This window comes from Wolbachia endosymbiont (group A) of Conops quadrifasciatus (assembly GCF_964027015.1).
Lineage (GTDB): Bacteria > Pseudomonadota > Alphaproteobacteria > Rickettsiales > Anaplasmataceae > Wolbachia.
Genome location: NZ_OZ034722.1, coordinates 471331 through 489607, shown reverse-complemented (window position 1 = coordinate 489607; position 18277 = coordinate 471331). Strand labels below are relative to the sequence as shown.

At 34.3% G+C, this 18277-nt stretch carries 18 protein-coding genes and 2 pseudogenes; 17 read left to right on the top strand and 3 right to left on the bottom strand.

Annotated features, from left to right (window positions below; genetic code table 11):
* Positions 1-2: 2 nt before the first annotated feature.
* The 13 genes from rplO to AAGD69_RS02440 all read left to right on the top strand — a co-directional run bounded on the left by rplO (position 3) and on the right by AAGD69_RS02440 (position 9828).
* Positions 3-473 (top strand): 50S ribosomal protein L15, encoded by a 471-nt coding sequence (gene rplO, locus AAGD69_RS02500; protein ID WP_341812489.1) that lies wholly within the window; start codon positions 3-5, stop codon positions 471-473.
* A 3-nt stretch (positions 474-476) separates the two neighbouring features.
* Complete coding sequence (secY, locus tag AAGD69_RS02495) at positions 477-1805, top strand: preprotein translocase subunit SecY (protein WP_341812488.1); 1329 nt, start codon at positions 477-479, stop codon at positions 1803-1805.
* A complete protein-coding gene (locus tag AAGD69_RS02490; RefSeq protein WP_341812487.1) occupies positions 1802-2443 on the top strand; it encodes a nucleoside monophosphate kinase in 642 nt (213 codons plus the stop codon). The genes secY and AAGD69_RS02490 overlap by 4 nt, the downstream gene beginning before the upstream one ends.
* Before the next feature lie 59 nt (positions 2444-2502).
* Positions 2503-2871, top strand: coding sequence for a 30S ribosomal protein S13 (rpsM, locus tag AAGD69_RS02485; protein WP_007550179.1), 369 nt, complete (start codon positions 2503-2505; stop codon positions 2869-2871).
* Positions 2872-2895: 24 nt separating this feature from the next.
* The gene (gene rpsK / locus AAGD69_RS02480) at positions 2896-3282 is read left to right on the top strand and encodes a 30S ribosomal protein S11 (RefSeq protein ID WP_341812486.1); all 387 of its coding nucleotides are present in this window, start codon (positions 2896-2898) and stop codon (positions 3280-3282) included.
* Positions 3283-3303: 21 nt separating this feature from the next.
* Positions 3304-4371, top strand: a complete 1068-nt coding sequence (locus AAGD69_RS02475; protein ID WP_341812485.1) for a DNA-directed RNA polymerase subunit alpha — start codon at positions 3304-3306, stop codon at positions 4369-4371.
* 7 nt (positions 4372-4378) lie between these two features.
* Positions 4379-4807 carry a 50S ribosomal protein L17 gene (rplQ, locus tag AAGD69_RS02470; protein ID WP_341812484.1) on the top strand — a complete coding sequence of 143 codons (429 nt, stop codon included), beginning with the start codon at positions 4379-4381 and terminating at the stop codon, positions 4805-4807.
* 23 nt (positions 4808-4830) lie between these two features.
* Complete coding sequence (locus AAGD69_RS02465; protein ID WP_341812483.1) at positions 4831-5196, top strand: YraN family protein; 366 nt, start codon at positions 4831-4833, stop codon at positions 5194-5196.
* A 26-nt stretch (positions 5197-5222) separates the two neighbouring features.
* The gene (atpH, locus tag AAGD69_RS02460; protein WP_341812482.1) at positions 5223-5783 is read left to right on the top strand and encodes an ATP synthase F1 subunit delta; all 561 of its coding nucleotides are present in this window, start codon (positions 5223-5225) and stop codon (positions 5781-5783) included.
* Positions 5780-7321, top strand: a complete 1542-nt coding sequence (atpA, locus tag AAGD69_RS02455; RefSeq protein WP_341812481.1) for a F0F1 ATP synthase subunit alpha — start codon at positions 5780-5782, stop codon at positions 7319-7321. The genes atpH and atpA overlap by 4 nt, the downstream gene beginning before the upstream one ends.
* A gap of 9 nt (positions 7322-7330) precedes the next feature.
* On the top strand, positions 7331-7825 hold the full coding sequence (gene greA, locus AAGD69_RS02450; protein WP_341812480.1) for a transcription elongation factor GreA: 495 nt from the start codon (positions 7331-7333) through the stop codon (positions 7823-7825).
* Between the two features lie 6 nt (positions 7826-7831).
* Positions 7832-8476 (top strand): 3,4-dihydroxy-2-butanone-4-phosphate synthase, encoded by a 645-nt coding sequence (gene ribB / locus AAGD69_RS02445; protein WP_341812479.1) that lies wholly within the window; start codon positions 7832-7834, stop codon positions 8474-8476.
* A 71-nt stretch (positions 8477-8547) separates the two neighbouring features.
* Positions 8548-9828 carry a M48 family metalloprotease gene (locus AAGD69_RS02440; protein ID WP_341812478.1) on the top strand — a complete coding sequence of 427 codons (1281 nt, stop codon included), beginning with the start codon at positions 8548-8550 and terminating at the stop codon, positions 9826-9828.
* A gap of 28 nt (positions 9829-9856) precedes the next feature.
* On the opposite strand, the gene AAGD69_RS02435 is transcribed toward AAGD69_RS02440, so the two are convergent.
* On the bottom strand, positions 9857-10192 hold the full coding sequence (locus AAGD69_RS02435; protein ID WP_341812477.1) for a TrbC/VirB2 family protein: 336 nt from the start codon (positions 10190-10192) through the stop codon (positions 9857-9859).
* A 95-nt stretch (positions 10193-10287) separates the two neighbouring features.
* Complete coding sequence (fabG, locus tag AAGD69_RS02430) at positions 10288-11022, bottom strand: 3-oxoacyl-[acyl-carrier-protein] reductase (RefSeq protein WP_341812476.1); 735 nt, start codon at positions 11020-11022, stop codon at positions 10288-10290.
* 140 nt (positions 11023-11162) lie between these two features.
* Here fabG and AAGD69_RS02425 point away from each other — a divergent pair.
* A pseudogene (locus AAGD69_RS02425) lies at positions 11163-11994 on the top strand (transposase family protein).
* A gap of 196 nt (positions 11995-12190) precedes the next feature.
* Here AAGD69_RS02425 and AAGD69_RS02420 read toward each other — a convergent pair.
* A pseudogene (locus AAGD69_RS02420) lies at positions 12191-13537 on the bottom strand (IS110 family transposase).
* A gap of 345 nt (positions 13538-13882) precedes the next feature.
* Between AAGD69_RS02420 and AAGD69_RS02415 the strand changes: the two are divergent.
* The 3 genes from AAGD69_RS02415 (at position 13883) to ctaD (ending at position 18277) form a co-directional block, all read left to right on the top strand.
* A complete protein-coding gene (locus AAGD69_RS02415; RefSeq protein ID WP_341812475.1) occupies positions 13883-15403 on the top strand; it encodes an HlyD family type I secretion periplasmic adaptor subunit in 1521 nt (506 codons plus the stop codon).
* 543 nt (positions 15404-15946) lie between these two features.
* Positions 15947-16711 (top strand): cytochrome c oxidase subunit II, encoded by a 765-nt coding sequence (gene coxB / locus AAGD69_RS02410; protein ID WP_341812474.1) that lies wholly within the window; start codon positions 15947-15949, stop codon positions 16709-16711.
* A gap of 15 nt (positions 16712-16726) precedes the next feature.
* On the top strand, positions 16727-18277 hold the full coding sequence (ctaD, locus tag AAGD69_RS02405; protein WP_341812473.1) for a cytochrome c oxidase subunit I: 1551 nt from the start codon (positions 16727-16729) through the stop codon (positions 18275-18277).

The window sequence follows — 18277 nt, the reverse complement described above, 5'->3', positions numbered from 1 at the left end:
GTATGAATAATGCTGTAAAATTAAACTCTATATTTACTAAGTTATCTAAGAAAAAGAAGCCTAAGTTGCTGGGTAGAGGTATCGGTTGTGGTAAAGGTAAAACATCCGGTAGAGGGCATAAAGGGCAGAAGGCTAGAAGTGGAGTTTCCATAAATGGTTTTCAGGGTGGACAACAGTCTATATATACTTGTTTGCCTAAAAGAGGTTTTAAGCCTATACGTAGGAACATATACTCTATAATTAATGTGGGCGATATACAGCGCTTAATGGAAGCTAAAAAAATAGTGAAAGACTCTGTTATAGATAAGGAGAGGCTGTATAGATTAGGTTTTATAAAGTCTATTAAGGATAAAATTAAACTTCTTAATAAAGGTAAGTTGAGCGAAAAATTTGTGTTTCATGTTGATTTTGCGTCAGAAGCTGCAAAAAAATCTGTAGCTTCAGTTGGTGGTAGTGTGGAAATACTATCGTAAATCATGGGCAATAAATCCGCATTTAATAGCTTGGATCCTACGTTGTTATATAAAGGCGATTTATTAAAACGTATATTTTTTACGCTAATAGCTTTAATTTGCTATCGCTTGGGTACTTATGTGCCTATTCCTGGAATTAATCTTGATGTAATTAATGATATATTTCCCAAAGAGGGCTCAAGTGTTTTTGGAGTATTTAATTTATTTTCTGGTGGTGCATTGGCTAGAATGACAATTCTAGCATTGAACGTTATGCCATATATAATGGCTTCTATCATTATTCAGTTGCTTTCTTCTGCGATTAAAGGAATGAAGGAAGTTAAGAATGATGGAGAGTCAGGCCGTAGAAAGATGAATTCTTATATACGCTACCTGACCATAGTAATTTGTGTATTTCAATCAATTCCAATTTTGGTTGGATTGGAAGGGATGAATAGGGAAGGGGTATTGGTTGTAATCGAACCTGGTGTTATGTTTCGTACAATAGGTGTTTTCAGCCTTTTAGGTGGAACTATGCTTTTAATATGGCTTGGTGAACGAATCAGTGCTAGCGGTATAGGCAATGGTATCTCATTAATCATTTTCACGGGCATAATATCAGAGTTACACAGCGCTTTGTCATCTCTGTTAACGTTAAATAAAAACGGTAGCGTATCGTTATTTATTATCCTTTTTGTTTTGGTATTGTTTTTTTTGCTGCTAGTCTTAGTCATTTTTATAGAGTCTTCTTATAGAAAAGTTATTGTTCAACATCCTAAAAAGCAATTTAAAAGATTACATAATGACGATTTTACTTATATTCCATTGAAGATTAATTTATCTGGTGTAGTACCAACCATTTTTGCTAATGCAATTTTATTGACACCTATTTCAATTGCAAATTTCTATAAGGGGCACGCTTTTTCTGATTTTATTTTAAATTACTTTATGGCAAATAAAGTAGTATATATTGTAGCCTATTTGATGCTGATAGTATTTTTTAATTTTTTCTATACCAATTTTATATTTAATCCAGAGGAAAACGCAGATTTTCTTAAAAAAAATTGTGGTTTTATACCTGGTAGAAGGCCTGGGAAACATACTTCTGATTACCTTCAAGATATAGTTTTTAAGTTGACATTCATTGGCTCTGCGTATTTGGTAGTCATATGTACTGTACCTGAAGTTATGAGATATTATTATGATATACCATTTATTTTTGGTGGGACGAGTTTACTGATTATAGTGAACGTTATTACTGATACTATTATGCAAATACAATCTTATATTTTTTCGAATAGGTACGATAGCTGGATAAAGAAATATGAGTCTAAAACGAGGAAAGTAAGATGATCATTACGATTTTTGGTCCTCCAGGTTCTGGTAAAGGTACTCAGTCAAGCTTGTTAATAGCAAAATATAATTTAAAATTAATTTCAGTGGGGGATTTATTAAGGAATATTATATCTGATGGCAGAGAGTTAGGTAAAAAAATAAAGGGTACCGTGGAATCTGGTAATTTAATTCAAGATGAAATTATATGTGGATTATTGCATGAACATCTTGCATTAATGGATGATAATTGCTTATTAGATGGTTTTCCGAGAAATTTAAACCAGGCTCATTTTTTGACTCAAGTTTTGCAAGAAAAATATAATAGGGATGTTGATATTGTAATTGAACTGCAGCTTGACGATAATATTGCAATCGATAGATTAAAAAATCGTCTCGCGTGTTTGGACTGTAAAAGCATATATAGTGTATCTTCTTTTAAGAGTACTACTTGTGCTAAATGTAAAAGTACGAGGTTAGAGAAAAGAATTGATGATGCTGATATGTCTGCAATTAATAAGAGAATAAGTGAATATCACCTTCAAATGAAAGGTTTACGCAAGTATTATAAAGGCAAATTATTAATAATTGACGCTAATTTGAGTGTTGATGAGGTAACGCAAGAGATTGAAAGTAAAATTTCTTGTAATTTGGTTTGACTCTGAGTTGTTTTATGGTATAAATTAAGAGTTGTTATTAATAAAGTATCGAGGTACCAGTGGCACGTATTGCAGGCATAAATATTCCAGTGAGGAAATGTGTTCCTTTTGCATTAACTTATATATATGGTATAGGTATTGCTACTGCGAATGTAATTTGTCACGCTTGTGAAGTTGATAAGCGCAAACGTGTTTCAGAATTACGAGATGAAGATATAGAAAAGATCAGCAGTTTCATTAGACAAAATTATGTTATAGAAGGTGAGCTCAGAAAAGAAGTGGCTATGAACATAAAATCTTTAGTGGAAATGGGATGCTATAGAGGAGTGAGACATAGAAAAGGTTTACCTGTGAGAGGGCAAAGGACTCATACTAATGCTAAGACTCGTAAAGGTAGATCTCGGTTGCCTATTGCTGGGAAAAAATAAAATTTATTATTATTGTGAGTTTTAATGAAAAAAGTCAAAACGGTTGGTAAGAGTACAAAGGAATTTATTACTGGTGTTGTTCATATTCGTGCAACTTTTAATAATACTTTTGTAAATGTAACTGATGTTCATGGTAATACGCTATGTCAAACTTCTGTGGGTGCATGTGGTTTTTCAGGTTCGAGAAAATCCACACCTTATGCTGCAGGTAAGGCTGCGGAGGCTGCTGCGAAGAATGCAATGGAGAGATTTGGTATGAAGGTTGTCTCTATAATAATTCGTGGTCCTGGCTTTGGTACCGAAGCTGCGGTTAAAGCACTTCAGAGCTGTGGGTTGACTGTGACTTCAATTGCAGATAAAACCGCAATTCCTCATAATGGGTGCAGGTTAAGAAAAAAAAGAAGAGTATAGGATATTTGAAAGGGTTGTTTTATGTATTATAATAATAATGTTTCTCTCTGTAGCAATTTAGATAAATTGATTAAACCTAGTTCAGTTAAGGTAATATCAGATGATTCAAGTGAAAAAAGTGATATAGTCCTAGAACCGTTGGAAAGTGGTTTTGCTTTAACATTAGGTAATGCATTAAGACGTGTAATGTTATCTTCTCTTAAAGGTAGTGCTGTTTATGGAATAAAAATTGAAGGTGTAACTCATGAGTTTACTTCAATTCAAGGGGTAAGAGAAGACGTAACTGATATAGTATTAAATATGGGCATGTTGAGGTGTAAATTAAATGGTGCTTTTAATAAATGCTTAAATTTAAACGCTAAAGGGCCTTGCCAGGTATTAGCTGGGATGATAGAAACTGATGATCAATGCTCTATTGTTAATAAAGATTTGTTAATATGTACGCTGGGGCAAAATGTAAAGCTTAACATGACCATATATGTGGCTAGCGGAAAAGGTTATCTTCCTGTAACTAAGTATAAAGAAAATGAACTTTTGAAGCTTATGAATGAACAGGATTTAATTGGTTTTATTCCAGTTAATGCTTTGTATAGCCCTGTCAACAGGGTTTCGTACAGGGTAGAGAATAGTCGTGTTGGCCAAGTGACTGATAAGGATAAGCTGATATTGTCAATTGAAACTGATGGTACAATCTCTCCAAGTCAAGCTGTTGACTCTGCTGCAAGAATATTACAGGAACAACTTCAGCCCTTTATTAGTTCTGATGTAAGTTATAAAAAATTGCAGGTTTCTTCGTCTAGTGGTGCTAAAGATTTGGGTTATGACCCTGTCTTATTGCGTAAGGTAGATGAAATGGAATTATCTGTCAGGTCTCATAACTGTCTGAAAAACGAAAACATCACTTATATAGGTGATCTTGTGCAAAAGACAGAAGGTGAAATGTTAAGAACTGCTAATTTTGGCAGGAAGTCTTTGAATGAGATTAAGGCAGTTTTGGCTAATTTTGGCTTGTCTTTGGGTATGAATGTGCTAAACTGGCCGCCTAAGGATATAGATGAGTTGGCTAAACAACATACTGATGAAGATTAGGTGATATATGAAACATGGAATAAAAAAACGTAAACTATCTCGTTGCACTGAACATAGATTATCGACGTTAAAGAATCTATCTATCTCATTAATTAACCATGAGCAGATTGTAACTACTTTACCAAAAGCTAAGGAACTTCGTCCATATGTCGAAAAGTTTATTACAATTGCCAAGAATAAGAATACTTTACATGGTAGAAGACTTTTGCTTTCACGCCTTCATAATAGTAAGTTAGCAGTTGATAAGTTATTAAACGTCTTAGCCAGCCGTTATCAAGATCGTAAAGGTGGGTATTCTAGAATAATAAAATTTAGCACTCGAAAGGGTGATTGCGCTTCAATGGCAGTGATAGAACTGGTTAATAGGGATATTGCAGCAAGAGGTAAGGTTTATAGTAAAAATAGAGAAGGAGGCAAAGTAGTTACACAAAATTAATTGTTATCATAATTGTTCTTCTTATGGTAAGTAGGTTACGTTACTTTGTAGGTTACTTTGGCGAATTGTTAGTTTTGGCATATTTAAAGCTGAAATGGTATAATGTTATAAAACCCCGTTACCGTTGTAAGTTCGGTGAAATTGACTTAATTGTATCTAAAAAAAAGGAGCTGATTTTTATAGAAGTTAAAACAAGTTTACTTGGAAAAGAAATACCGATATCTCATCTTCAATGTCAGTCTATTATAAATTCTTCTAAGTATTTCTTAAGTACAAACCTTAGTTTTTTAGATTATTCAGTCAGATATGATTTATGTTTTCTTTCCTTAAAGAGAGGACCTGTTTATATAAAAAATGCTTGGATTGAAGAATGGAAGATTTGTAGCTGAATTAATTTAGATTTACTGGATTTAATATGAAAAAGACCCAATACAATAATTTAGTTTCATCTTACGCTAAAGTGCTGTTTCATGTCTCAGGAAGCAGGTTAGGTATTATAAGGAAAGAAGTAGAATTTTTATTGGCTTTTTTTAAGGATCAACGTGATGTTTTTGTGTACCTATCTCATCCTATGATTTCTTTTGCACACAAAAAAGAAGTGATGCTTTCTATAAATGAGCACTTGAGTGAAAATTTAGTAAAATTTATTATGGTTATATTTGCAAACAAACTCTCTAGTTTATTGATCCTTATATTAGAAAAATTCTTAAGTCTTGCAAAAGAAAATGAAAATGAATTCGAAATTACTATAAAGTCAGCAGAAGCTTTAAAGGAATCTGATATAAAAATAATTACTGAATCTTTGAGCTTTCTTGGTAAAATAATAAAAGTAAGCAATGTGGTTGACCCTTCTATACTAGGTGGCTTCGTAGTTAGGTATGGTTTTAATTTGATCGATGTTTCGCTAAAAAGTTACTTAGATAGGTTAGTTGACTTAAGTAAAATGGAAATATTAAAAGTAAGGAATTTTGTATGAAGAACAGTATGAATGTTTCTGAGATAGCAAGTGTAATAAGGGAAAAAGTTGAGACGTTTGATAATCCTATAAAGCGGGAAAATATAGGTGAAGTAATTTCAGTAACAGATGGTATCGCATTGGTTTATGGGCTAGAAAAAGCAAAATTCGGTGAAAAGGTATTTTTTGCAAGCGGTGTAGAAGGAATAGTTCTTGATTTAGATCATGATACGGCTGGAATAGTTGTGCTTGGCAATGACCGTGATGTGAAAGAAGGGGACGTTGTAAAATGTAGTGGTGATGTTGTGCAGGTGCCTATAGGGCATGAATTGTTAGGGAGAGTTGTAAATGCGTTGGGCCATCCTATAGACGACGGTGGGGAAATTAGAGCCAAAAACATAATGGATATAGAATCTAAAGCGCCAGGCATTATTGATCGTAAGTCTGTGCACGAGCCACTGCAAACAGGAATTAAAATTATAGATTTGCTAATTCCAATAGGTAGAGGGCAGCGTGAATTAATTATTGGCGATAGACAAATTGGTAAAACTACTATTGCGCTTGATACTATTATCAATCAGAAGAAGATTAACGATGAGGTAAACGAAAATCAAAAAATTTACTGTGTTTATGTTGCTATTGGACAAAAAATTTCAACAGTAGCAAAAGTGGTAAATAAGCTGAAAGAAAGCGGAGCATTAGAGTATACAACTGTAGTTGTGGCTAGTGCATCTGACTGCGCGCCTATGCAATTTTTAGCACCTTATGCTGGTTGCACTATTGGGGAATTTTTCCGTGACAATGGAATGCATTGTTTGATTATATATGATGATTTATCTAAGCATGCTGTGGCATATAGGCAGATGTCTTTATTGCTCAGACGTCCTCCTGGTCGTGAAGCTTACCCTGGAGATATATTCTATGTACATTCTCGCTTGCTTGAAAGAGCTGCTAAAATGTCTGATAAAAAAGGGCAGGGGTCTTTAACTGCTTTGCCGATTGTCGAAACTCAAGCTGGTGATGTATCTGCATATGTGCCAACAAATGTTATTTCAATTACCGATGGGCAGATCTTTCTTGAGTCTGAATTATTTTATAAAGGATTTCGACCTGCAGTAAATATAGGTTTGTCAGTTTCACGGGTTGGTTCTGCTGCACAACTAAAGTCTGTGAAGAAAGTTGCTAGTTCTATAAAGCTAAGCTTAGCTCAGTATAGAGAATTAGAAGATTTTGCAAAATTTGGTTCTGATCTTGATGCTAGTGTTCAATTATCCTTGAATAAGGGTAAATATCTTGTCGAGTTATTAAAGCAAAAACAACATTTACCTATGTCAATAGAAGAGCAAGTAGTGCTGATGTATATTTTTTCTAACCTATATAATCAGTTAAGTAAAATACAAATAAGTTACATTAATAAATTTGAACATGATCTTATTAATTATTTTCATACTGTACACCCTGGGGTTTTAAAAAAGTTGTCAAATGACATGAGTGATGATATAAAAGATGATATTTTTAACATTGTGAGTAATTTCGTTACTCAATTTAATTGCGTTTAGGTGGTGATTATGGCTTCATCCATTATTAATAAATTTCCTATGACGAGGGAAGGTTTTGAGAATATGCAAGCCGAACTTGAAAAATTAAAGGAAGAAAAACCTTCTGTGATACAGGCTATTTCTGATGCTCGTGATCAAGGTGATTTGTCTGAAAATGCAGAGTATCATGCAGCACGGGAAAGGTTAGGTTTTATTGAAGGCCGTATAATGGAGATAGAAAGTAAGCTCTCACATGCGGAAGTAATAGAAGTAAAAAATTTGTCTGGTGATTCAATAATGTTTGGTGCAACTGTGACATTAAGCATGTTAAGTGATAATAACGGTGAAGTGGAATATGTTTATAAGGTTGTAGGCGAATATGAAGCTGATGTTTCAAAGCAGTTAATATCTACTAGTTCACCACTCGGGAGTGCCTTAATCGGCAAAAAAGTCGGTGAGTATGTGGAAGTGACAGTGCCAAATGGAGAGAAATTGTATAAAATAGTTAAGATTGAATTTAAGTAAATTATTATGGTACAGGCCACTTATGCTTCAATGAGTCTACCAGGTATTTCTTCTGTGGAAGATGTATTAGAGGATGCTCGTTCCGGTAAATTATTCATTTTAGTTGATGATGAAAGTAGAGAGAATGAAGGTGATTTGGTTGTCTTAGCTGAAAAAGTAAAACCAGAACATATGGCTTTTATGGTTAGGTACGGTACAGGGGTTGTGTGCTTAGCAATGACTAAATTTCACATGAAGAGGTTGGGCCTTAATTTCATGGAAAAGAAAAATATTGGTGAAAATCATACCGCATTTACTACATCAATTGATGCACGTTATGGCATTACAACCGGTGTTTCAGCAGAGGATAGAACGAAAACTATACATGCTGCTATCAACAAGGATGGCACTCAGAATGACATCATAACTCCAGGTCATGTTTTTCCTGTAATTGCACATAAAGGTGGGGTGGCACAACGTGCTGGTCATACTGAAGCGAGTGTTGAAATGGCGAAGTTAGTAGGGTTTGATCATTCAGCAGTTATTTGTGAATTAGTGAATGATGATGGCTCTATGATGCGCTTACCTCAGTTACTTAAATTTGCTGAACAACATAAAATTAAGTTAACTACCATCGACAAACTTATCAGTTACGTTAAAAAATTAAACTAGCGTTTATAAATTTGTATAATTTAAGTGTTAAAATATAGAATTTCTATAAATTATACAAGCACAGAGTTTCCATGTTTAGAATTGCTAAGTTTTTGACCTTATTGTTCTTTTTTGCATATTATAATAATGCTTACTCTATTAACATTATTAGAGATAGTGAAGTGGAAGCAATAGTGAAAGAGCTAGCGCAACCTTTATTTTTCGCTGCAAACATTGATAGTGACCGAATGAAAGTTTTTATAATTAATGATAATTCGATTAATGCTTTTGTAATTAATAACAACAGTATCTTTATTCATTTAAGACTTTTACAATACTCGGCTAAACCTTATGTCCTGCTTGGTATATTAGCACATGAGATTGCTCACATATCTGCTGGTCATATATTGCAAATGAGTAGTGCTATGGGTTATTTTCAATCGATAGCAATGATTAGTTATATGGTAGGATTAGTTTCTAGTATTATCATTAACCCTCAGGTTGCTGGTGCAATTTTGCTTAGTGGTGTAGCACTCAGTTCAGGGCTATTTTTTAACTATTCTCAAGAGCAAGAAAGTGTAGCAGATAGCTATGCTTTAAGGTACCTTGATGAATCTGGCTATGATAATTCAGGTATGAAAGAGATTTTTGATTATTTTAAAAGTATTGAGCATGAGAACACCGAGGAATATTTCCGCACTCACCCACTTAGTGAGAAACGCATATTTGCTGTACAAAATTATAAGGTCAAAAACAACGTAAAACCAATTTTTGCGGATAAGTTACTAAAGTTTGAGCGTGTGGTTGCAAAGCTAGACTCTTTCTTTGCTCCTATTCATGTGTTATCTAATAAATATGAAAATAATTCTGAGTATGTAAATGCTATAGTTTGCTATAGGCAAGGAAAGATAGAAGAGGCTATTGCTAAAGTTAATTCATTGATTCAAGAGTCACGCAATGACCCATACCTATATGAATTAAAAGCAGAAATGCTATACAAGGCCGGAAATTTAAGTGAAGCAATAAAAATGTATGAGGAATCGCTTAGGTATTTATCTGAGAAAAACAGTTATTTAGTGAAACTTGCATTATCTCATACTTTATTATTACACGGTGATGCAAAAAAGGCGATTTTTTACCTGGAGCAGATTTTGAATGTAGAACCAAATAACGCTTTTGTCTGGAAATATTTAAGCATTGCATATAAATGTGAAGCTGATACGGCAATGCATTATTTTGCCTTGACAAAAAAGGCTTGTATTGAAGGTGATTTAAAGCAATTTACAAAATATGCTGAGCTAGCTGTTAAAACTCTACCAAAAGATAGTCCTTATTTGTTGCAAGTTGAAGATATGAAGCGATTTAATGGATAACAAAAAAGCATTTCTGCACTTTTATGGGTTATTTTCCACACTTTTCCAACATAGCTTTTGCTTCATCACTTACGTTGGGCATAATTTTCGTTATGATAGTTTTAGCGCCAAAAAATACACCACAGAACATGCCTAGAGCAAAGAGGGCTGGCCACGGCATCCTGCCAAATATTGCAAGCAAAGCTGCACCAATTATTACTACCGTCATAAGTGGACCGCCTATTCCCCAAACGTAACCAATAATATTGCATATTACTTTAGTTGTGTCATCCATATCAGGATCAGTGGTAGCTGCATAACCTGAGAAAGAGAAAAGTAATACTACACAAAAAACACTAAAAAGTCTTTTTATTATAGAGCTCATTTTCTTGCCTTTAAATAATAAATTAACGCAAACGCAAACCTACACATATTTTTATTTTAAAGTAAAAATTATAATTTGTCCATACATAAGTGTTGCTACATAAATAACCCACCATTAATGTTAAGCACATGCCCTGTTATATATTTTGCTTCATCACTTGCTAAAAATAAGACCCCTGCTGCTATTTCTTCCCCTGTTCCCATTCTTTTCATTGGAATATTATCTAATATTTTTCCCTTTTGTCCTTCATTTAAAACTTCAGTCATTTTAGTATCTATAAACCCAGGAGCAATACAATTTACTGTTATATTACGACTTGCAACTTCTTTTGCTATAGATTTGCTCATAGCTATTATTCCAGCTTTAGACGCTGCATAATTTGCTTGCCCGGCGTTTCCTGTCAGCCCTATTATTGAGGAAATATTTATAATTCTTCCCCAATTATTCTTAATTAGTCTCTTACATGCTTCTCTACTCAGCTTAAATGTAGAGCTCAAGTTAATATCAATTACTTTTTGCCATGCTTCATCTGTCATTCTCAATAATAAACTGTCTCGCGTAATGCCCGCATTGCATATAAGCCCGTCAAAGCCTTCCATCAACTCACTTGCTCTATTTACTAGTTGATTTACTTCCTCAGCATTTGATAAGTCACAAGGGAGTATGTGCATATTTTTTTCATATTGTTTAGCAACTTCTTCAAGCACTTCTTTTTTTGTGCCAGAAACACATAAAGTTACTCCGGCTTTGTGCATAATTTTTACAATTGCTTGCCCTATTCCGCCTGATGCGCCAGTGATCAGGAACTTTCTGCTTTCCAATCTAAACATAATAACTTTATATTATCTTAATTCCTAACAGAATATCGACTGGTTGGCAATAGATTTCTTAAGACCTGCTGCAAAAGGTGATTGAAAAAATAATGTGAGAGAAGTAGAAGAAGAATAAGCAGATTGAGTAAGGTAAAAAAATGAGCTTTAGTTACTATAACATGAAGAAACACCCAAGAAACTTTCGTAATATAACAGGTTTAACTATAGAGGAGTTCGAAAAGGTAGTGGAAAAAGTGAGGTCTGGGTGGGAAAGACTTGAAAAACAGAAAAAGTGCCATGGTAGAAGATCACAACTACCAACTCTAGAAGATAAGTTATTTTGCGTAATTTTGTACTATCGCACTTACATAACACATAGATTTTTAGGGTGCCTGTTCAATGTTCACAACGCAAATGTATTTAGGTTACTGAAGAAAATAGAGCCATTACTTGCCAAAAAGTTACTATAACAAAAGATAGAAGTATGACACCAGAAAAAATACTGAAGATTCTGGCTGATGTTACAGAACAGCAAATACAGAGACCAGAAGATAGTAAAAAACGGAAGAAATCATATTCAGGAAAAAAAGAACCAACACTATGAAAACTGAGATTGTTATCGAAGAAGGTGGAAGAATTTTATCAGTGTCAAATTCATATCGTGGTAGAATTAATGATTTTCGCATAAGGAAACAAGAAAAATATTTACCAATCGATAGCATAAAATATGCCGATTCTGGATATCAAGGTTGGCAAAAATTGCAAAGCAATGTTATAATTCCATATAAAAAGTATCGTAAAAAGCCATTAACTCCAGAGCAGAAAGAGCATAATAGAAGATTAGCATCATTTAGAATGAGAGTAGAAAATAAGATCCGTGAGATAAAGATATTTAAGATTATGTCTCATGTTTACCGCAATTTTCAGAAAAAATACAACCTGAGGTTCAATATTATTGCTGGTATTGTGAATCTTAAGCACGCCTTTTAGTTAACCTTGATTTTAGTCACCCTCCTTTCCTTCTTTTTATTGCTTGATTCTCAGCAGGTCTTTACATAATATAAGTAACTCAGATATTCACAAAATAAAGGAAAAGTTATAATAAAGTTAAACGTCAAAAAATTTTAAAAACATAGTTGATGCAGGAATTGTTACTAAATAGTTTATTCTGGTGCTCTGCAGTCTCCTAAGAAACTCCCTTAACTAGCGCTTCTTGTTGAACTAATATGTAGCCAAATTCCTGTGCTTTTTTGATTAAATTTTTTACAACTCTCTCTTTGTAACGTGTTTCGTAATAGCTCATTCCTTTTTCCACATACTCTTGTCCATATTTCAACATTTGGTAAAAGATGCATGCTAATTTTCTTGCTGTAGAAGTAATTGCTTTTATTGCTCCTAGCCGTTTTTTTAATCTCCTACAATATGCACCCAATGCACTTTTACTATTTCCCACAGCATAAGCAGCCATTCGCAAGGCATTCGTAGCACGATTAATAACTTTACGAGTTTTTGTTCAAAATACTTTTTCTCCTGTAATCTTATTAGCAGGGCTAAGCCCTAACCATGAGGTAAAATGCCTTTCTGATCGCCATTTATTATGATTAATGCCAACTTCCGCAATAATGGTTTGTACAGTTAGTACATCAAATCCAGGAATTTTAGTGAAATCTATACCAGTTACACGATACAATTCCTCACGCAGGGTGAAATTTGGTCTGCCTCTTCTAGACTTATTTTTTTCCTTACCTAACTCTTTACTCTCATCGGACTTCGTCTCTAATGCTTTGTAATAGTTCTCTATACTTTTATCACATTCAATTATTTTTTCTTGAAAAAAATTATATGCTTCATATTCTTGCTTTAATACAAATAAATGTTCTTCTCTATAATCGCCTGTTAATGCTTTTGCTATAGTAGCCTTATCATTCTTCATATTCACACTTCTGAATTCAGCTAGTTTTTTAGGATTCCTTTCACCTTCTACTATTGCTTTAATAATTTGCATTCCTGTGACGCCAGTAATATCGCTTGTCACTTTATGTAAATGAATATTCATTTGTACTAACACCTTTTGCATGCGATTAATATGTTTAGCAGCGTTTTCAATTAAGTTTTTACGTTGCCGAACATAACCACGCAATACACACATTTGATCATCTGGCCTAAATGATCCTTGGATTAACCCATAACTATGTAGTTGTTGAAGCCATTGACAATCCTGAACATCTGACTTTCTTCCAGGTACATTTTTTACATGTCTTGCATTTGCAAGCTTTACTTCAAGTCCATATGATTCAAGTACTTGGAACAAAGTAATCCAGTATACTCCTGTTGACTCCATGGCTACTGTAGTAACTTTACATTTCTTCAGCCATTTTGCTATGTTATGGAGATCCTCTGTAAAGCAGCTAAATTTTTGTATACGCTGTTCATCACTTCCTTCTGGTACACATACATAATGTACAGCTGAACCAACATCTATTCCTGCTGCATCAGGATTCATGATCTCTAATTTACTTTTTGCTTTTTTCATAGTAACTCCCTTATTATAATTTGTAATAGGGAAACGCTTCAGCTTGGAACGGTTAGATAATACAATCTCCTAACCGAGGTAGCCTAAAAAACTCCATCAATGATTTGACCGTTCCTCCCAAAACCATGCTAAACGACGGGTACTTATGGCACCAGTGAAAATTTCGGTTATAACTTCAGAGGCGCTTCCTATACAACTATACTTAAAAACTACTAAAAACTTAAATTGAGGAGTTTCTTCCTGGTTTGACAGATTTCTTCTGTTCAGTGCTAAATGGAATGCCTAAATTATAGATTCTTTGTTTTTGTGTGTTATCTTGAGTTAACACAAATTCACAGTAGTATTATGATAAGTAAGTTAAAAAAGCTTAGCGCTGGATTTTCTTTGACAGGACTGATTGGCCATAGTGATAATATAAATATGCAAGGAGCAAGAAATAAAAAGAAGAAGTACCCAAAATTTTTGGATAAGACGTTTGCATTGATTGATGAAGTGATAAATTTTATTTTAAAACGCGAAAGTAATAACGTAAATGAAGTTCTGAGAGTAACATGGGGACCACTATTTTTTGGTCTGGTAGTAATACTCATCTTTTTTGGGATAGGTGGTATTTGGTCGGCTATAGCTCCAATTGACGGTGCGGTGCATGCAAGTGGAGAAGTTATTGTATCTTCAAATAGGAAAATAGTTCAACACTTGGGCGGAGGAATAATAAGCAAAATTTTAGTCAAAGAGAGCCAAGCAGTTAAAAAAGATGAGCCTCTAGTTTTGTTGAGTGATGTTAACGAGAAGGCGAATTTAAGTATTATCAAAGAGAAGCTCTTATCATTTTTAGCAACAGAAGCAAGGCTTATTGCAATCAGAGGAGATTTAGACACGCTCGAGTTTCCTGATGAGGTTAAAAAATTATCTCACGATGAACTTGTAAATAAAGCGATAAAGAATCAAGTAAAGTTGTTCAACTCTCAGAGAAAGAGCATATTGGGAAAAACAGACATACTGCAACAACGTATAAAGCAGTTAAATGATGAATTAGCTGGGCTAAACTTTCAACTAAATGCAGCTCATAAGCAATATGACTTGATAACTGAGGAGTTGGAAACAAAAAGACAATTACTTGATAGTGGCCATATAAGCAAACCACACATTTTAGCTTTAGAAAAACAGTTTGCTGAAATTGAAGGCAGAGTTGGACATTACCGTTCTGCAATATCTCAAGTGCAGCAAAAAATTGGAGAGAACGAATTAGAAATTATAAACGTGAGAAATGGTTCTCAAGAAAGAGCAAACGCTGAACTTAAGGAAGTTAGTACGTCTATTGCAGACTTGAAAGAGAGGCTGATGGTTGCTGAAGATTCATTAGCACGTACAATAATTAAATCCCCTCAAGATGGGATAGTCACAGATATAAGATACCATACTGAAGGTGGTGTTATACAATCTGGAGTTCCAATCATGAGCGTAGTGCCATCGGATGATGACCTAATAATAGATGCTAAAATTCAGACCAGAAACATAGAAGAGGTACTGTCAGCACAAAAGAAAGATAGCAACATAGTCTCTATTGATGGGCTAGAAGGGCTAAAGGTTAAAGTCCGGCTGAGTGCTTACAGTGCACGTCGTTTAAGTTTAATTAGTGGTATAGTAAGCCATATTTCTCCTGATGCTCTTGATGATCCAAGACTAGGGCGTTATTATTCAGTGCGCGTAGTGATACCGAAGTCAGAGCTTGCTCAATTTAAAAATGTATACCTATACCCTGGTATGCCAGCAGAAGTGTACATAGTTACTCAATCCCGTACTCTTTTATCATTCTTGTTTACACCTATAATTGCAACAGTCGATAGGTCTTTTATAGAAAGGTAGCTCTATTTGGCTTCTCTAAAGATTTCGTTTACAGAATCTAGTAACTCAGCTATGCAGAATGAAAAAAGTTTGTATGGTATACAAATATAGTGTGTTTTTTTATAATTATTTTCTATAATGCGTAAACCTTTGGTCCAAGGTGTAAATGCTACCATAGGCATTAAAAGTTAATTAACAAACTTCAATGTATAATAAAATAAAGAAACTTGTAAGATTTTGATCTTACAGATTATAAACTTGTCATAAAGTTTAATAGTGTCTGTTACTGCTTTTAGGTGTGAGGCTAGAGGGTTATTAGCAGTAACAGACACTATTAAACTTATTATAGAATTTACTTAAAGTAAATACTTAATTTAAAATATTATAATATTTTTACTTACAATAGATTTATGTAAATGCTTTTTTCCTCAAATTAGTATTGTACTATTATACTTGTTGAATGCTAAAAAATTATTAACCATCACTAATCTCTATTTGCATAGTAAGTTTATATATACTATTATACAGTATATCATTTAGTTTTATAGCAAACAAACAAAAGATATGGTGAAGTTATTTGCACTATTGATAATATTTTACTCAAATATATCTGTTGCCTCTTCTCCTACTTCCTGGCAATTTGGATTTCCTGCTCCTGCAACTGAAGTAATGGAGGCTGTAGTTAGGTCACATTCGTTTGTAATGGTTGTGATGGTTGCAATAATGCTTTTTGTGTGGGCACTGCTTGCTTATGTAGTATTTCGCTTTCGTAAAAGCAAAGTGGCAAACGTAAGCCAAACTAACCACAATGTCCTTTTAGAAATTGTTTGGTTTGTTATACCAACGATTATTGTTGGTATATTAGCTTTTGAAAACGCTAAATTACTGAAGCTACAGGAAGAAATACCGAAAGCTGATATAACACTGAAAGTTATTGGCCATCAGTGGTATTGGAGTTACCAATATCCAGAATATCAAGGTGTGTCATTTGATAGTTATATTAAGGGAAAAGAAGACTTTATCGAAGGAGATTTAAAGCTATTCTCTGTTGATAACAACATCGTTTTACCCATTAATACTAACGTTCGTTTACAAGTTACAGCAGGAGATGTGATACACAGCTGGGGAGTACCGGCTTTCGGTGTAAAAATTGATGCGATACCAGGTAGGCTGAATGAGGCGTGGTTTAATATCAAAAAGTCTGGTGTTTATTACGGGCAGTGCTATGAATTGTGTGGTCAAGGCCATGGATTTATGCCAATTGTTGTTGAAGCAGTAAGCAAAGAAGATTTTAATAAGTGGATTGAAAATAGAAAATTAGTGAGTTAAATTTGGAGTATAGATATGAGTGACGTACCAAAGGGCATAAAGCGTTGGTTGTTTTCCACTAATCATAAAGACATAGGGACACTGTACATTATTTTTTCCATATTAGCTGGAATTATTGGTGGATTATTATCGGTGATTATTCGCACTCAGCTAATGCACATTAATATACTTAACAATAATTATCAATTATATAACGTAATGGTTACAGGGCATGCGTTGATAATGGTGTTTTTTATGATAATGCCAGCCCTCATGGGAGGATTTGGTAACTGGTTTGTACCTCTCATGATTGGCGCACCAGATATGGCATTTCCTCGTATGAATAATTTAAGTTTTTGGTTATTAGTGTCATCTTTTATTTTGCTCATTCTCTCAGTGTTTATTGGTGAAGGTCCAGGTACAGGTTGGACTTTATATCCACCTTTATCACAGGTAATGTCCCATCCAAGTGCAGGAGTTGACATTGCTATACTTGCACTTCATGTTGCTGGTATGTCGTCAATTGTTGGGGCGATCAACTTTATAGTTACTATATTTAACATGCGCACAAAAGGAATGTCATTAACTAAGATGCCACTGTTTGTTTGGTCTGTCTTGCTAACAGCATTTATGTTGATTGTTGCCTTACCAGTGCTTGCCGGTGCTATAACTATGCTTCTTACTGATCGCAATGTTGGTACTTCCTTTTTTGATCCTGCCGGTGGCGGAGATCCTGTGTTATTTCAACATCTATTTTGGTTTTTTGGTCATCCAGAAGTTTACGTAATTATTTTTCCTGCATTTGGCATCATAAGTCAGGTTGTATCAACTTTTTCTCACAGACCTGTATTTGGTTACATAGGGATGGTTTATGCTATGATAGGTATAGCAGTATTTGGCTTTATGGTGTGGGCTCATCATATGTTCACTGTTGGGCTTAGTGCTGACGCTGCTGCATTTTTTAGCACTACCACAATTTTTATCGGTGTTATAACTGGTGTAAAAGTCTTTAGCTGGATTGCAACTATGTGGGGTGGAGCAATTGAGTTTAAGACCCCTATGCTATTTGCACTAGGTTTTATTTTCATGTTTGTTGGCGGTGGCATAACGGGAATAATTCTTTCTCATGGTGGAATAGATAAGCTTCTGCATGATACCTACTATGTTGTTGCTCACTTCCATTATGTCATGTCACTTGCTGCATTATTTGGAGCTTTTGCTGGCTTTTATTATTGGATTGGTAAAATGTCGGGTAAACAATATAATGAGCGCTTAGGTCAAATCCACTTTTGGCTTACTTTTATTAGTACCAATATCACTTTTTTACCTCAACATTTCTTAGGATTAGCTGGCATGCCAAGGCGTATACCTGATTATCCTGATGCGTTTATCCCTTGGAATTATATATCCTCAATTGGCTCATATATGTCCTTTGTTTCAGTTATGTTTTTTGTGTTTATAGTTATACATCTCTTTAAGTGGGGCAAAAAAGCTGGAGATAATCCTTGGGAAGGTGACACCTTGGAATGGACAGTATCTTCACCACCGCCTTTTCATACTTTCGAAAAGCCACCATTGGTAAAATAG

What these genes read in the sequence shown, in the direction of transcription:
- rplO (WP_341812489.1), top strand. Translation starts at nt 3, where the DNA reads ATGAATAATGCTGTAAAATTAAACTCTATATTTACTAAGTTATCTAAG.
- secY (WP_341812488.1), top strand. Translation starts at nt 477, where the DNA reads ATGGGCAATAAATCCGCATTTAATAGCTTGGATCCTACGTTGTTATAT.
- AAGD69_RS02490 (WP_341812487.1), top strand. Translation starts at nt 1,802, where the DNA reads ATGATCATTACGATTTTTGGTCCTCCAGGTTCTGGTAAAGGTACTCAG.
- rpsK (WP_341812486.1), top strand. Translation starts at nt 2,896, where the DNA reads ATGAAAAAAGTCAAAACGGTTGGTAAGAGTACAAAGGAATTTATTACT.
- AAGD69_RS02475 (WP_341812485.1), top strand. Translation starts at nt 3,304, where the DNA reads ATGTATTATAATAATAATGTTTCTCTCTGTAGCAATTTAGATAAATTG.
- rplQ (WP_341812484.1), top strand. Translation starts at nt 4,379, where the DNA reads ATGAAACATGGAATAAAAAAACGTAAACTATCTCGTTGCACTGAACAT.
- AAGD69_RS02465 (WP_341812483.1), top strand. Translation starts at nt 4,831, where the DNA reads ATGGTAAGTAGGTTACGTTACTTTGTAGGTTACTTTGGCGAATTGTTA.
- atpH (WP_341812482.1), top strand. Translation starts at nt 5,223, where the DNA reads ATGAAAAAGACCCAATACAATAATTTAGTTTCATCTTACGCTAAAGTG.
- atpA (WP_341812481.1), top strand. Translation starts at nt 5,780, where the DNA reads ATGAAGAACAGTATGAATGTTTCTGAGATAGCAAGTGTAATAAGGGAA.
- greA (WP_341812480.1), top strand. Translation starts at nt 7,331, where the DNA reads ATGGCTTCATCCATTATTAATAAATTTCCTATGACGAGGGAAGGTTTT.
- ribB (WP_341812479.1), top strand. Translation starts at nt 7,832, where the DNA reads ATGGTACAGGCCACTTATGCTTCAATGAGTCTACCAGGTATTTCTTCT.
- AAGD69_RS02440 (WP_341812478.1), top strand. Translation starts at nt 8,548, where the DNA reads ATGTTTAGAATTGCTAAGTTTTTGACCTTATTGTTCTTTTTTGCATAT.
- AAGD69_RS02435 (WP_341812477.1), bottom strand. Translation starts at nt 10,192, where the DNA reads ATGAGCTCTATAATAAAAAGACTTTTTAGTGTTTTTTGTGTAGTATTA.
- fabG (WP_341812476.1), bottom strand. Translation starts at nt 11,022, where the DNA reads ATGTTTAGATTGGAAAGCAGAAAGTTCCTGATCACTGGCGCATCAGGC.
- AAGD69_RS02415 (WP_341812475.1), top strand. Translation starts at nt 13,883, where the DNA reads ATGATAAGTAAGTTAAAAAAGCTTAGCGCTGGATTTTCTTTGACAGGA.
- coxB (WP_341812474.1), top strand. Translation starts at nt 15,947, where the DNA reads ATGGTGAAGTTATTTGCACTATTGATAATATTTTACTCAAATATATCT.
- ctaD (WP_341812473.1), top strand. Translation starts at nt 16,727, where the DNA reads ATGAGTGACGTACCAAAGGGCATAAAGCGTTGGTTGTTTTCCACTAAT.